The 13,436-nt window shown below is 73.2% G+C and carries 8 protein-coding genes and 1 tRNA gene; 4 read left to right on the plus strand and 5 right to left on the minus strand.

All coding sequences use genetic code 11. The features are described 5' to 3' along the window. Positions 1–39 precede the first annotated feature (39 nt). The 3 genes from ABZ495_RS19610 to ABZ495_RS19620 form a co-directional block, all read right to left on the minus strand. Positions 40–1,350 carry a hypothetical protein gene (locus ABZ495_RS19610; protein ID WP_359837148.1) on the minus strand — a complete coding sequence of 437 codons (1,311 nt, stop codon included), beginning with the start codon at positions 1,348–1,350 and terminating at the stop codon, positions 40–42. A 710-nt stretch (positions 1,351–2,060) separates the two neighbouring features. Beyond that, positions 2,061–3,146 (minus strand): alpha/beta fold hydrolase, encoded by a 1,086-nt coding sequence (locus tag ABZ495_RS19615; RefSeq protein WP_359837150.1) that lies wholly within the window; start codon positions 3,144–3,146, stop codon positions 2,061–2,063. 98 nt (positions 3,147–3,244) lie between these two features. Further along, positions 3,245–4,165: a zinc-binding dehydrogenase gene (locus ABZ495_RS19620; RefSeq protein ID WP_359805543.1), complete on the minus strand. Its 921-nt coding sequence runs from the start codon at positions 4,163–4,165 to the stop codon at positions 3,245–3,247. Between the two features lie 182 nt (positions 4,166–4,347). Here ABZ495_RS19620 and ABZ495_RS19625 point away from each other — a divergent pair, with 182 nt between their 5' ends. The 3 genes from ABZ495_RS19625 (at position 4,348) to ABZ495_RS19635 (ending at position 9,685) form a co-directional block, all read left to right on the plus strand. Then, a complete protein-coding gene (locus ABZ495_RS19625; RefSeq protein ID WP_359837152.1) occupies positions 4,348–5,319 on the plus strand; it encodes a LysR family transcriptional regulator in 972 nt (323 codons plus the stop codon). A gap of 250 nt (positions 5,320–5,569) precedes the next feature. Beyond that, complete coding sequence (gene hrpA / locus ABZ495_RS19630; RefSeq protein ID WP_359837177.1) at positions 5,570–9,505, plus strand: ATP-dependent RNA helicase HrpA; 3,936 nt, start codon at positions 5,570–5,572, stop codon at positions 9,503–9,505. 106 nt (positions 9,506–9,611) lie between these two features. Then, positions 9,612–9,685 (plus strand) — tRNA-Asp (locus ABZ495_RS19635). Between the two features lie 359 nt (positions 9,686–10,044). Here the strand turns inward: ABZ495_RS19635 and bldC are convergent. Then, entirely contained in the window at positions 10,045–10,251 is a 207-nt protein-coding gene (bldC, locus tag ABZ495_RS19640; protein ID WP_014137253.1) for a developmental transcriptional regulator BldC, read from the minus strand. A 615-nt stretch (positions 10,252–10,866) separates the two neighbouring features. Continuing rightward, on the minus strand, positions 10,867–11,847 hold the full coding sequence (locus ABZ495_RS19645; protein WP_359805538.1) for a hypothetical protein: 981 nt from the start codon (positions 11,845–11,847) through the stop codon (positions 10,867–10,869). Positions 11,848–12,108: 261 nt separating this feature from the next. Here ABZ495_RS19645 and ABZ495_RS19650 point away from each other — a divergent pair, with 261 nt between their 5' ends. Continuing rightward, on the plus strand, positions 12,109–13,227 hold the full coding sequence (locus ABZ495_RS19650) for a Glu/Leu/Phe/Val dehydrogenase dimerization domain-containing protein (RefSeq protein ID WP_359837179.1): 1,119 nt from the start codon (positions 12,109–12,111) through the stop codon (positions 13,225–13,227). Positions 13,228–13,436: the final 209 nt, after the last annotated feature.

Genomic DNA, 13,436 nt, shown 5'->3' on the forward strand with positions numbered 1-13,436 from the left:
CCCGGCCGCGGGTCGGGGAGGCACCGGCGCGTCGACGCCTCAGGAGCGGCGGCGCAGGCGGCGGCCGAGGAGGACGGCGCCGGCGCCGAGGGTGGCGAGGACGGCGGCGGCGATCGCGGGGGCGGTGCCGGACCCGGAGCCGGTGGCGGCGAGTTCACCGGTGGTCTGGGCGGCCGGGGCGGCCGCGGCGGGGGCGGGGGCCTGCGGGGCCGGGGCGGCGACCGCGGGGGCGGCGGCCGGGGCCGGGGCGGCGGGGGCGGCGGCCGGCTTGACCTCGGCGGCGGGCTTGACCGCGGCCGGGGCGGTGGGCTTCCTCGTGGCCGGCTTCGCTGCGGCGGGCTTCGCCGTGGTGGGCGCCGCGGTCGGCGTCGGGGCCGGTGCGAGGACGGTGACGGTGCTGCCCGTCTCGCACATGGTGGTGCCCTCGAACGGGGTGTCGCCCTCGTTGACGAAGAGGCAGGGGCTGAGCCGGGTGGCCCCGAGCGGGGTGTTCACGTCGTAGGCGACCCGCACCCGGGTGGTCTCGGTCCGGCCGGCGGCGATGCCGGAGTCGCGGCCCTGGAGGTAGACGCCGGACAGTTCGTCGCCGACTCCGCCGGCGACCTTGGCGAGGGTGTCCCAGGTGCCGTCGGCCTTGCGGATCTGAACGGTGGCGTGGGGGTCACTGAAGAGCACGTTGCCGAGGTTGACGTAGCCCGACGCGGTGGCATTGGTGAGGACGGCGTCGAACTCGATCGGCGCACCGCCGGCGACCGCGGTGTCGGGGACGGAGGCGAGGGAGGTGCGGATGGAGTCGACCCCGATCGTCCTGGTCTGCTCGGCGAGCGTGACCCAGCCGCCGGGCGCGGTCACGACGGAGCGCAGGCCGATGGAGTCGAAGCCGCCGTTGGACGCCCCGTGGTGCGGCAGACCCATGGGCGCGCCGATGCGCAGGTCCACGGTGACCGTCCGGCCGGCCGCGACGGTGATGCCGGGCACGCTGCCCTCGTAGCTGGCCGACCCGGGGCCGGACTGGAACGACAGCGGGACGGACTCCCAGCTGCCGGTCGTGGGGTTCCGGTAGTCGATGGTGATGGCGTCCGAGGGGGTGCCGAGGTCGCTGGTGGTGCCCAGTTCGAGCAGGAAGTCGGTGGTCTTCTCGCCGGTGTTGGTGATGGTCTCGGTGAACGCGACCGGCTGCCCGGCGAAGCCGACCGACGCCGGCGCCTGGACCGACAGCTTCGCGCCCTTCACCTCGTCGGCGAACGCCTGCGTCGGCAGGGCCAGCGAGCCGCCGAGTGCGACGACTGCGAGCGTGGCGGCGACGGCGGCGGTGCGGCGCGAACGGCTGACGCGGGCGGTGCTGGACATGGTTCCCCCTGGAACGTGCCGGTTGCGGGCATGCCGAGGACAGGCCCGGCGACGCCGGCGAAGACTGGATGTGTGAGTGAGTGGCCGGGACGGGGCCGGTGAACCACCGGGTCACGGGCGAAGGATCCCCCCGCCTTCGGAAGGTGGCCCACCTTCCGTGTCTCTCACTGAACTAGACGTGTGACCCCCGCCCGGGTTGCAGGTGGATTCGAAGAATCTTCGGGCCGTCCCGCTCCACCGGTTCCACCGCAGGTCAACGGCCCTTCGACGGCCCCGGCCGATCGGCGTCCGGAGCACGCGACGCCCCGAGCGACCGGCCCCACCCCACCGGGCCACGGCCCACCCGACACCCACCGCCCGCAAGGCACCACCGCCCGCACGGCGCCACCGCCCGACGCTCCGGGAACTAGCCTGAGGAGGCTGCCCGGCACACTCCAGGAGACCGCACCCATGAACCCGACGCGTTTCGCCCTCCTCGACGAAGCCCGCAGGCTTCAAGGTCGAACTCTCCGGTGACACCATCGTGATGACGGTCGGCCGCTCGGGCATCCACCAGCGGAACCTGCTGCTGATCCGCCGCCAGTTCGACGCGCACGCCCCGCTGGAGCCGGTGAGACGCTGCACATCCCCGAGCCCTTCGGCTTCGACCTAGTCACGGGCGACCTGCTGCCGTACTGAGCGGGCCCCGGCGCCGGGGCCCGCGCCGCCCGTCAGGCTGTCCGGGTCTCCGTCGGACGGGTCAGCTCCGTGGTGAGCCAGTCCGCGGTGGCGGGGAGCCAGTCGGCGAGGGCGTTGCCGAGCAGGTGGTTGCCGTGCGGGACGTGCAGGAGTTCGCCCCGGGGTGCCCGGTGGGCCAGTGCCTCGGCGTTGGTGACACCGGGGATCCGGTCCTCGCCGCCCTCGACGACCAGCAGCGGGACGGTGATCTCCGGGGCCAGGGCGGTCAGGTCGACCCGGCGGGCGAAGGCCCGGGCCGCGTCGGTGCTCCCGCAGCGCTGGATCAGGGTCGCGGTGACGAACGGGACCAGGGCGTCCCAGTCCAGCCGCCAGGGGCCGCTGACCACGGCGGCCGCCCGGATCCGCGGTTCGCGGGCGGCCGTCACCGCCGCGTAGTAGCCGCCCAGGCTGAGCCCGGTCACGCCGATCCGCCCGGTGTCCACGCCCTCCCGGCCGGTGACCGCGTCGATCGCCCGGCCGACCACCCGGTGGTAGTCCGGCTCCGGTGCGGCGGCCCCGGCCAGGACGCCCTGCCCCGGGCCGTCCAGGGCGAGGACGGCCGTACCGCGCGCCAGCAGCGCCTCGGCGACCGCGTGGAACTCCTCCTTGCCGGAGTCCATCCCCGGGACGACGATCACCAGCGGTGCGGGGCCGGGCCCGGCCGGGCGGCGGAGCCAGCCCACGAAGGACTCGCCCTCGATCCGCTCGGCCGTCGGTTCGAGGTGGGCCAGCGCGGCCCGCATCGCCTCGTCCGCCTCGGTGGCGGTCGCGCCGGCCGCCGCGCGGTCGGGGTGCGGGAGCAGGCCGGCGAAGTGGAACCAGCGGGCGGCCCACCGGTAGGCCTCGCCGGCCGAGACCGACCGGCCCTCGGTGGCGGCGCGGTCGGCGGCGGCGCGGTGCCGCCGGCCGGCCGCCCGGAACGCCTCGGGCCACTCCTGTGCGGAGCGCAGCGCCGAGGTGACCCGGGTGTACTCGTGCGGGTCCAGGCCGGCGCCGGTGGCCCGCGGGCGGTTCTCCTCGACGAGGGCGGCCGGCAGGTCGGGGTGGTCGAGGAAGGACAGGTCGGGGGAGCCGGTCATCGGGGAGCACGCTCATCTCATGGTCGGTGGTGCACGGTCGGGCGGAGTCAGGACGGGCGGTCAGGGCTCTCGGGGCGCGCTCAGGGCGCTCAGGGCGCTCAGGGCAGGGTGAGGACGGCCTTGCCCCGGATCCGCCGCTCCCGCAGATCGGTGAGCACGGCGGCGGTCCGCGTCCAGGGCGCGACCCGGCCGACCTCCGGGGTCAGCCGCCCCTCCCCCACCAGGCGGACCAGGGTGGCGAGGTCCTCACCGTCGGGTACGTCGGAGTCCGTGTAGTGGAAGTGCCGGAGCGTGGCGGACTCCGGCCCGGCGAAGAAGTCGAAGAAGTCGAGCGTCACCGGGGTCCGGGAGGCCTGGCCGAACCAGATCAGCGTGCCCCGGCGGGCCAGCCGGGCGAGCGCGAGCGGCAGGTCGGCGCCGCCCGTCGACTCCAGCACCAGGTCGTACGGGCCGCGGGCCGCGCCCACCGAGTGGACCACCTCCGCCGCACCCAGCTCGACCAGCCGCCGCCCGCGCTCCGCCGAGGCGGTGACCGCGGTCAGCTCCGCACCCGCCGCCGAGGCCAGCTCGGTGACGTAGTGGCCGACGCCCCCGGAGGCGCCGGTGAGCAGCACCCGGCGGCCGGCCAGCGCACCGGCGGTGCGCAGCAGCCGCAGCGCGGTGAGACCGGCCAGCGGCAGGGCGGCGGCGCGGACGGCGTCCAGCCCGTCCGGGATCTCGGCGAGCGAGCCGACCGGCACGCACACGTACTCGGCCCAGCCGCCGGCCGGCGGGTGGCCGACGACGCGGCGGCAGACGGCCGGCCCGGAGCCGTCGGCGGCGGCCTGCACGACCAGGCCCGCGATGTCCTTGCCGGGGCGCCAGCCCGGCCGGGGCGCCTCCAGCTGGAACGTCTCGCCGCGGTTCACCGCGAACGCCTCGACCTTCACCAGGGCCTCGCCCGGTCCCGGTCGCGGCTGCGTCACCTCCGCGAACGCCACCGTCGCGTCCGCCCGTCCGGTCGGTGTCAGCGCCCTCATGGCCCTCGGCCCTCCGTCTCCCCCTCGCCGGCCGGTCCGGCCGAGCTCGTGGTCCCAGCAGACCGCGACCGCCCGGAGCCGGTCCAACAACCGCCCGGCGATCCCGACAACCGACCGTTGTCGGCGCCCTCCGGGCAGCGGCAGGCCGTGGGCAGGCCGGGGAGGCCCTAGGGTGGGCGGCCATGGATCTCGATCTCTCCCAGGTCCGCGCCTTCACCACGGCGGCCGAGGAACTGCACTTCGGCCGCGCCGCCGCCCGGCTGGCGATCAGCCAGCAGGCCCTGTCCAAGCGGATCGCCCGGCTGGAGACGGCGCTCGGCGCCCGGCTGCTCGACCGCGACCCGCGCGGCGTCGGGCTCACCGGGGCCGGGCACCGGTTCCTGGAGCCCGCCCGGCGGCTGCTCGCCCAGGGCGACCGCGCCGTGGCGGCGGTGGCCCGTACCCGGCGCCCGCTGCGCGTCGACGTCTGGGGGCACCTGTACGCGCCGATGCGGACGGTCGCCCGGGCCGTCGACGGGGTGCCCGGGCTGGAGGTGGAGCCCGTCCCGGGGAGGGACCTCCCCTCGGTGGCGGCGGCCCTGCTGCGCGGCGAGTCGGACGCGGGCTTCGGCCGGGTGCACCCGCTGCCCGACGGCCGGGACGCGGGGCTGGCGCACCGGCTGGTCCGGCTGGAGCCGGTGGACGTGCTGCTGAGCACCGACCACCCGCTGGCCGACCGCGGCGTGCTGCGCCCGGAGGACCTGCGCTCCGGCGTGCTGCGCTACCCGGCCGCGGTGGACCGGCTGGACTTCCTGACCCGGTTCGCGGACCGCTTCGGCATCGCGGAGCGGGCCGGCTCGACCAATCTGGGCCTGGAGAGCTTCGCCGAACGGATCCGCACCGACCCGTCCTGCTTCTCGCTGCTCCCCGCCGACTGCCCGCTGCCCGGCCCCGCGGGCGGCCCCGGCCGCCCCGGCATCCGGACCGTCCCGCTGGTCGACCCCACCCCGCTCTACGCCTGGTCGCTGCTCTGGCGCGACGGCGACGAACCGGCGGCCCGGCTGGACCCGCTGCTCGGGGCGTTCACCGAGGCGGCCCGGCGCAGCCGCTGGCTGGAGTACGACCCGGCCCGTGACTGGCTGCCCGGCCCGGACGCGGCGGCCCTGGAGGGCTGACGGCCTCCGGGCGGGCCGTCCTCGGCGCCCCCGGCGCCCGGAGCACCGACCGCCGCCCCGGTCCGCCGCGGTTCTCCGGGCGCCGCCCCGGGCGGGGTTCGCCCGGAGGCCGTGGCGGCTGTGACACTGGAGGGGCTCGAAAACCGAGGTGCGCGCCGCCGCATCTCCTTGCGAACCTAGAGGGATGCCCGCAGTGAGTTCTCCCGCAGTCCAGTCCGCCGACGCGTCCACGGAGGGCGGCGGCCCCGGTATCGGCGAGCTGGCCGCCCGTCTGCCCGAACTGACCCTGCGCGACCAGGTGCGGATCGGGCGGCGGCTGGAGGGCGCCCGGAGGGTCCGCAAGCCCGAGGCCCGGCAGAAGGTCGCCGCCGAGATCGCCCGCGACGTCGAGCGCGCCGAGCTGCTGGTCGCGCAGCGCCGGGCCGCCGTCCCCGAGATCACCTATCCCGCCGAGCTGCCGGTCAGCCAGAAGAAGGACGAGATCCTCGCCGCCATCCGCGACCACCAGGTGGTGATCGTGGCGGGTGAGACCGGCTCCGGCAAGACCACCCAGATCCCGAAGATCTGTCTGGAGCTGGGCCGCGGGGTCCGCGGCCTGGTCGGGCACACCCAGCCCCGCCGGATCGCCGCCCGGACGGTGGCCGAGCGCGTCGCGGAGGAGATGCGCACGCCGCTCGGCGAGGCGGTCGGCTGGAAGGTCCGGTTCACCGACCAGGTCGGCCCGGACACCCTGGTCAAGCTGATGACCGACGGCATCCTGCTCGCCGAGATCCAGACCGACCGTGAGCTGCGCCAGTACGACACCCTGATCATCGACGAGGCGCACGAGCGCAGCCTCAACATCGACTTCATCCTCGGCTACATCAAGCAGCTGCTGCCCCGCCGGCCCGACCTCAAGGTCGTCATCACCTCGGCGACCATCGACCCCGAGCGCTTCGCCCACCACTTCGGCGACGCCCCGATCGTCGAGGTCTCCGGCCGCACCTACCCGGTCGAGGTCCGCTACCGGCCGATCGTCGAGGACGCCGACGACGCGGACGGCGACCACGGCCCCAGCGACGCCGACCGGGACCGCGACCAGATCCAGGCGATCTGCGAGGCCGCCGAGGAGCTCCAGGCCGAGGGCCCCGGCGACATCCTGGTCTTCCTCTCCGGCGAGCGCGAGATCCGCGACACCGCCGACGCCCTCAACAAGCTGAAGCTGAAGTTCACCGAGGTCCTCCCGCTCTACGCGCGGCTGAGTTCGGCGGAGCAGCACAAGGTCTTCCAGCGCTCCAGCTCCCGCCGGATCGTCCTGGCGACCAACGTCGCCGAGACCAGCCTCACCGTCCCGGGCATCAAGTACGTGATCGACCCGGGCACCGCGCGCATCTCCCGCTACAGCCACCGCACCAAGGTGCAGCGGCTGCCGATCGAGGCGATCAGCCAGGCCAGCGCCAACCAGCGCAAGGGCCGCTGCGGCCGTACCTCGGACGGCATCTGCATCCGGCTGTACTCGGAGGAGGACTTCCTCTCCCGCCCCGAGTTCACCGACGCCGAGATCCTGCGCACCAACCTGGCCTCGGTCATCCTCCAGATGACCGCCGCCGGTCTCGGCGACATCGCCGCCTTCCCGTTCCTGGACCCGCCGGACTCCCGCAACATCAAGGACGGCGTCAACCTCCTCCACGAACTCGGCGCCCTCGACCCCGACGAGAAGGACGTCCGCAAGCGCCTCACCCCGCTCGGCCGCCAGCTGGCGCAGCTCCCGGTGGACCCGCGGATGGCCCGGATGGTCCTGGAGGCCGACAAGAACGGCTGTGTCCGCGACGTCATGGTGATCGCCGCCGCGCTCTCCATCCAGGACCCGCGCGAACGCCCCACCGAGAAGCGCCAGGCCGCCGACGACCGGCACCGCCGCTTCCAGTCCGAGACCTCCGACTTCCTCTCCTACCTCGCCATGTGGCGCTACGTGCGGGAGCAGCAGAAGGAGCTCTCCTCCTCGGCCTTCCGCCGGATGTGCAAGGCCGAGTTCCTCAACTACCTGCGGATACGGGAGTGGCAGGACATCTACTCGCAGCTCCGCACGGTCGCCAAACAGCTCGGCGTCACCATCGAGGAGCCCCATCCCGACGCCGAACCGGACGCCGACCGGATCCACCAGTCGCTGCTGGCCGGCCTGCTCTCGCACCTGGGCCTCTACGACGTCGAGAAGCGCGAGTACGGCGGCGCCCGCGGCGCCCGGTTCGCGGTCTTCCCCGGCTCCGGCCTGTTCAAGAAGCCGCCGCGCTGGGTGATGTCCGCCGAGCTGGTCGAGACGTCCCGGCTCTGGGCGCGGATCAACGCGAAGATCGAGCCCGAGTGGGTGGAGCCGCTGGCCGGCCACCTGATCAAGCGCAGCTACAGCGAGCCGCACTGGGAGAAGAAGGCCGGCGCGGTGCTGGCCTACGAGAAGGTGACCCTCTACGGGATGCCGATCGTCGCCCAGCGCAAGGTCAACTACGGCCGGATCGACGCGGAGCTCTGCCGCGAGCTGTTCATCCGCAACGCCCTGGTCGAGGGCGACTGGGAGACCCACCACCGCTTCTTCGCCGAGAACCGCAAGCTGCTCAGCGAGGTCGAGGAGCTGGAGAACCGGGCCCGCCGCCGGGACATCATGGTCGACGACCAGACCCTGTTCGACTTCTACGACAGCCGGCTGCCCGAGGACATCGTCTCCACCCGGCACTTCGACTCCTGGTGGAAGAAGACCCGGCACGACCAGCCGGACCTGCTCAGCTTCGAGAAGTCGATGCTGATCAACGACTCGGCGGACGGCGTCACCGAGGCGGACTACCCGGACTACTGGCAGCAGGGCAAGCTCCGCTTCAAGCTGACCTACCAGTTCGAGCCGGGCAGCGACGCGGACGGCGTGACCGTCCACATCCCGCTCCCGGTGCTCAACCAGGTCACCGCCGAGGGCTTCGACTGGCAGATCCCCGGCCTGCGCGAGGAGCTGGTCACCGCCTACATCCGGGCGCTGCCGAAGGCGATCCGCCGCAACTTCGTCCCGGCCCCGGACTACGCCAAGGCGGCCCTGCGCCAGGTGAAGGACCGCCAGGAGCCCCTGCTGCCCACCCTGGAGCACGTCCTGAAGCGGATGACGGCGATCACCGTCCCGCCGGAGGCCTGGGACGACGAGCGGGTGCCGGACCACCTCAAGGTCACCTTCCGGGTGGTCGACGGCCGCAAGAAGCTCGCCGAGTCCAAGGACCTGGAGGACCTCCGGCTGCAGCTGAAGCCCAAGCTCAAGGAGACCCTCTCCTCGGCCGCCTCGGGCCAGGGCATCGAGCAGTCCGGGCTGACCGCCTGGCCGGCCTCGCTGCCGGTGCTCCAGCGCACCTTCGAGCAGCGCTCGCGCGGCCATTCGCTGCGCGCCTACCCGGCCCTGGTGGACGAGCGGGACACGGTCGGGATCAAGCTCTTCGACACCCCGCAGGCGCAGGCCCAGGCGATGTGGGAGGGCACCCGGCGGCTGCTGATGCTGACCACCAACTCGCCCGCCAAGTCGATCCAGGGGCGGCTGGGCAACCAGGCGAAGCTCGCCCTGTCGTACAACCCGCACGGGTCGATCCCGGCCCTGTTCGAGGACGTGGTGGCCTGCGCCACCGACCGGCTGATGACCTCGGCCGGCGGGCCGGCCTGGGACGAGGCCGCCTTCGGCAAGCTGCACGAGAAGGTCCGCACCGACCTCTACGAACTGTCGGCGGACACCACGCTGAAGACGGCCACCGCGCTGATCGCCTTCCACCGGGCCTCGACCCGGCTGAAGGCGGTGAGCAGCCCGGTGCTGCTGACGGCGGTCAACGACATCCGGCTGCACCTGGCCTCGCTGGTGCACCCGGGGTTCGTCACCGAGGCCGGCTGGCAGCGGCTGCCGGACCTCAAGCGCTACCTGCTGGCGGTGGACCGCCGGCTGGAGGCGCTGCCCAACCACCCGCAGCGGGACGCCCAGCAGCTGCTGAAGGTGCAGCAGGTGCAGCAGGAGTACGGGGAGCTGCTGGCGGCCGTGCCGGCCGGGCAGCAGCCGTCCCCGGCGGTGCTGGCGATCCGCTGGATGATCGAGGAGCTGCGGGTCAGCTTCTTCGCCCAGTCACTGGGTACGCCGACCCCGGTCTCGGAGAAGCGGATCTCCAAGGCGATGGAGGCGGCCAGGGCCACGCTCTGAGCTGGGAGGGGCCCTCAGGAGCCAGTTCGACCTGGGGGCCCACCATGGGCTACAGTCTGTCTTGTTCGCAGCGCAGCAAAGCGAGTGAACAAGATCAGAACACTCTGGTCCTGTGGAGCAGTTGGTTAGCTCGCCACCCTGTCAAGGTGGAGGTCGCGGGTTCAAGTCCCGTCAGGATCGCCGTAGCCGAGAGGCCCGGAACCGTTTGGTTCCGGGCCTCTCGCGTTTGCCCCGGGAGGGATCCCTACCCCGGACTAGGTCTAGACCACAAGCAACGACCCGCGTGATCGTCGTCACTTATCTTTTCCCGAGACCGGACACATGGCACCCCTTCCCCAGGGGTGCCGATTTAATATGTAAAATTGCACAGCTATGAACTGTATATCCCCCCCGCCCCAGGTGCCTCAAATCGTTATCCGGAGTTCAACATTCCGGCCGCCCGGCACGATCTCCGGGAGCGCCCGCGGGCATGCAAAGGGGCTGCTTACCGGACCCGGCGGAGTCCGGTAAGCAGCCCCTTTGAAAGAGCCTTCGGCCTATCAGGCCTCGGTTCGCTGGGCGGGAATACCGGCCAGCAGGGCGCGCACCTCCGCCTCGCGGTAACGACGGTGCCCGCCAAGCGTGCGAATGGACGTGAGCTTGCCTGCCTTGGCCCAGCGGGTAACCGTCTTCGGGTCCACGCGGAACATGGTGGCGACCTCTGCCGGCGTCAGCAGGGGTTCAGCATCAGGGGTACGAGCGGTCATGAGCGGCCTCCTCGGGAGAACCGAACCAGGGCGGTTCTATCCTTCAAATTCTGCACCTTGGCCCGCGATGCCCGAAATGGCATAGACGGGCCGAGTCGGTTATAGGACGAACGGCTTGTCCTGGTGTCTACAACTACACCATCCGTCCAGCCCTATCGACCAAACCGCCAAAATTGACCCCTCACGGGTTCAAGGCTGACGGATGGCGATGGACCACCCCATAACGGGCAGTCACCTTATAGTGACATCCGGTTACGAGGAGACCAGACCCGCTGTTTCCTCGCAAGGTACGCATCGGTTCCAGAACCACCCAAAAGTGGGCACGCTCATGTGAAGTTGGGCTGGTTGTCCCATTTTTGCACATAGGGGTAAGTTCGCGTCAACGGTGAGTAGTGTCACGTTCGATAGCTATTGACCCGAACCAGGACCTTGGTCATACGGCTCGGGCCGTAGGACTCTTCCAGTCTTACAAGTACCACCGACACCCCGCCCCGCCAGCACTGACGCCCCGTCGACCGGGCCCACGCGGCACCGCGCACCCCTCCCCGCACCCCTCCCCGCGGCCCTCCGACGCCTCCCCCGGGGCGGACCGACCCCCCTCCCCTACCCGCTGACTCAGTTCGCGTACCGCAGTGCCAGGACCCGCCGCCAGCGCACCGTCAGTTCCTCGTACACCCGCAGCGCCTCCGCCGCCTCGCCGGCCCGCAGCGCCCGCAGCCCGTCCTCCAGCTCCCCCGCCGAACGGTCCGCCAGCAACTGCTCCGGCCCCAGCAGGTGCACCAGCCCCCCGTAGTCCAGCTCCACCAGGGAACGCGGGTGGAACTCCTCCAGCCACCGCCCCACCAGCTCCGCCCCGCGCACCAGGTCCCCCTCCGGCACGGCCTCGCGCAGCGCCCGGTAGGCCCGGGCCACCCGGCGGCGCGCCTGCGCCATCGGCGTCAGGTAGAACAGCGCCGCCTGCTCCCCCTTCTCCCCGCGGTCGAACCCGGCGCCGCCCGCCGAGGCCGCACCCGGCCGCCCGGCCGCGCCACCGGGCTCCGCCGCGCCCCCGGCCGGCTCCTGATCGCCCGTCCCGCCCGGGCCGCCCGCCGGCACGAAGCAGCGGTCCTCCTCCCCGAACGGCAGGAACCAGCGCACCGGCACCTCCCATCGGCTGGTCACGATCCACGGCCGGGCGTCCGGGTGCTCGGCCCGCCAGCGCTCCCGGTCCGCCTCGGCGGCCGCCCGGGTGGCCGGCGGCAGCGCGGTGTCCAGCAGCGCCACCGGCGCCGCCGCCCGCAGTTCGTCCAGCGCCTGCCAGGTGCGCAGCCGGGTCGCCCAGGGGCAGACGTACAGCACCCCGTCCACCGACCGCACGAAGGCCCGCTCGCTCTCCCGCTCCGGCAGGGCGCGGGGGGTGCGGCCGACCAGCTCCGCCAGTGCCGCCCGCTGCTCCTCCAGCGCCGCCACCGCGACCGGACGGCCGGCCTCCGCGGCATCCGGCCCGTGCGCCGCGGCGTAGGCCTGCCAGCGCGCGCGCTCGGGCTCCGGGTAGGCGGCCAGCGGCTCGTAGACCCGCAGGTGGGCGGCGTAGGGCGGCAGTACGGAAGTGCGCACGACGGTCACGTTCTGCATCGTCGCACGCACCGGCCCCCGCCCGGGAGGCCTTCGGCCGGGAGCCGTTGGGGAACGCGCTCCGCCCGCCCCCGTCTCAGTACGCGGACAACCCGCGCAAGCTCGTACAAGAGGGCAGATCGAGGACGACCGTGCGACTACGCTTCGCCTTAGGCGCCCGCACCACAGCAGCGGGCCTCGGATACTGGAGTCACCACAGTGACCGACGTACAGACCGCATCCGCCGCGTACCCCGCACCCGGAGTGCTCAGCAGGATCTTCCGTACCGAACAGGACGGCGCCGCTCCCGGCGACGGCCACGAGCAGGTCGTCCTCTGCCACGACCGCAGCTCCGGCCTCAAGGCCATCATCGCCATCCACTCCACCGCCCTGGGCCCGGCCCTCGGCGGCACCCGCTTCTTCCCGTACGCCTCGGAGGAAGCGGCCCTGGAGGACGCGCTGAACCTCTCGCGCGGCATGTCGTACAAGAACGCGCTGGCCGGGCTCGACCTCGGCGGCGGCAAGGCCGTCATCATCGGCGACCCGAACAAGGACAAGAACGAGGCGATGCTGCGGGCCTACGGCCGCTTCGTCGAGTCCCTGCGCGGGCGCTACATCACCGCCTGCGACGTCGGCACCTACGTGCAGGACATGGACGTCATCGCCCGCGAGACCGGGTTCGTCACCGGCCGCTCGCCCGAGAACGGCGGCGCCGGCGACTCCTCCATCCTGACCGCCTTCGGCGTCTTCCAGGGCATGCGCGCCAGCGCCCAGGCCCGCTGGGGCCAGCCCACCCTGCGCGGCAAGCGGGTCGGTGTGGCCGGCGTCGGCAAGGTCGGCCACTACCTGGTCGGCCACCTGGTCGCGGACGGCGCCACCGTCGTCATCACCGACGTCTCCGAGGCCGCCGTGAACCGCGTGCGCGCCGCTCACCCGGAGGTCGAGGTGGTGGCCGACAGCGCCGCCCTGCTCCAGAGCAAGCTGGACGTCTACGCCCCCTGCGCCCTCGGCGGCGCCCTCACCGACGACACCGTGGGCGCCCTCGGCGAGTTCGGCACCTCCGTCGTGTGCGGCGCGGCCAACAACCAGCTCGCCCACCCCGGCGTCGAGAAGGACCTGGCCGACCGCGGCATCCTCTACGCCCCGGACTACCTGGTGAACTCCGGTGGCGTGATCCAGGTCGCCGACGAGATCGAGGGCTTCAACTTCGACCGGGCCAAGAACAAGGCCACCCGGATCTTCGACACCACCCTGGAGATCTTCACCCGGGCCGCCGCCGACGGCGTGCCGCCGGCCGTCGCCGCCGACCGGCTCGCCGAGAAGCGGATGCGCGAGATCAGCGCGCTCCGCTCGGTGCTGCTGCCGGGTGCCCGCCGGGGCTGACCCCGAGCGGCCGGAGCCGCTCCCCGGCGCGTCGCGGAGTCCGTGACGCGCCGGGGGGCGGCTCCTCCGTCTCCGGCCCGCCGCGGGGCCCCGAGGGCCCTCCCGGCCCCGCCGCGGGGGCCCGGGCCGACTCGTCCCGCGCGCATCACGATGTGGAACCGGATTCTCACTTCTGCGCCCGATCGGGTGATCCACCACCCCCCTTGGGG

Source organism: Kitasatospora sp. NPDC005748, from assembly GCF_040630735.1.
Lineage (GTDB): Bacteria > Actinomycetota > Actinomycetes > Streptomycetales > Streptomycetaceae > Kitasatospora.

What these genes read in the sequence shown, in the direction of transcription:
- ABZ495_RS19610 (WP_359837148.1), bottom strand. Translation starts at nt 1,350, where the DNA reads ATGTCCAGCACCGCCCGCGTCAGCCGTTCGCGCCGCACCGCCGCCGTC.
- ABZ495_RS19615 (WP_359837150.1), bottom strand. Translation starts at nt 3,146, where the DNA reads ATGACCGGCTCCCCCGACCTGTCCTTCCTCGACCACCCCGACCTGCCG.
- ABZ495_RS19620 (WP_359805543.1), bottom strand. Translation starts at nt 4,165, where the DNA reads ATGAGGGCGCTGACACCGACCGGACGGGCGGACGCGACGGTGGCGTTC.
- ABZ495_RS19625 (WP_359837152.1), top strand. Translation starts at nt 4,348, where the DNA reads ATGGATCTCGATCTCTCCCAGGTCCGCGCCTTCACCACGGCGGCCGAG.
- bldC (WP_014137253.1), bottom strand. Translation starts at nt 10,251, where the DNA reads ATGACCGCTCGTACCCCTGATGCTGAACCCCTGCTGACGCCGGCAGAG.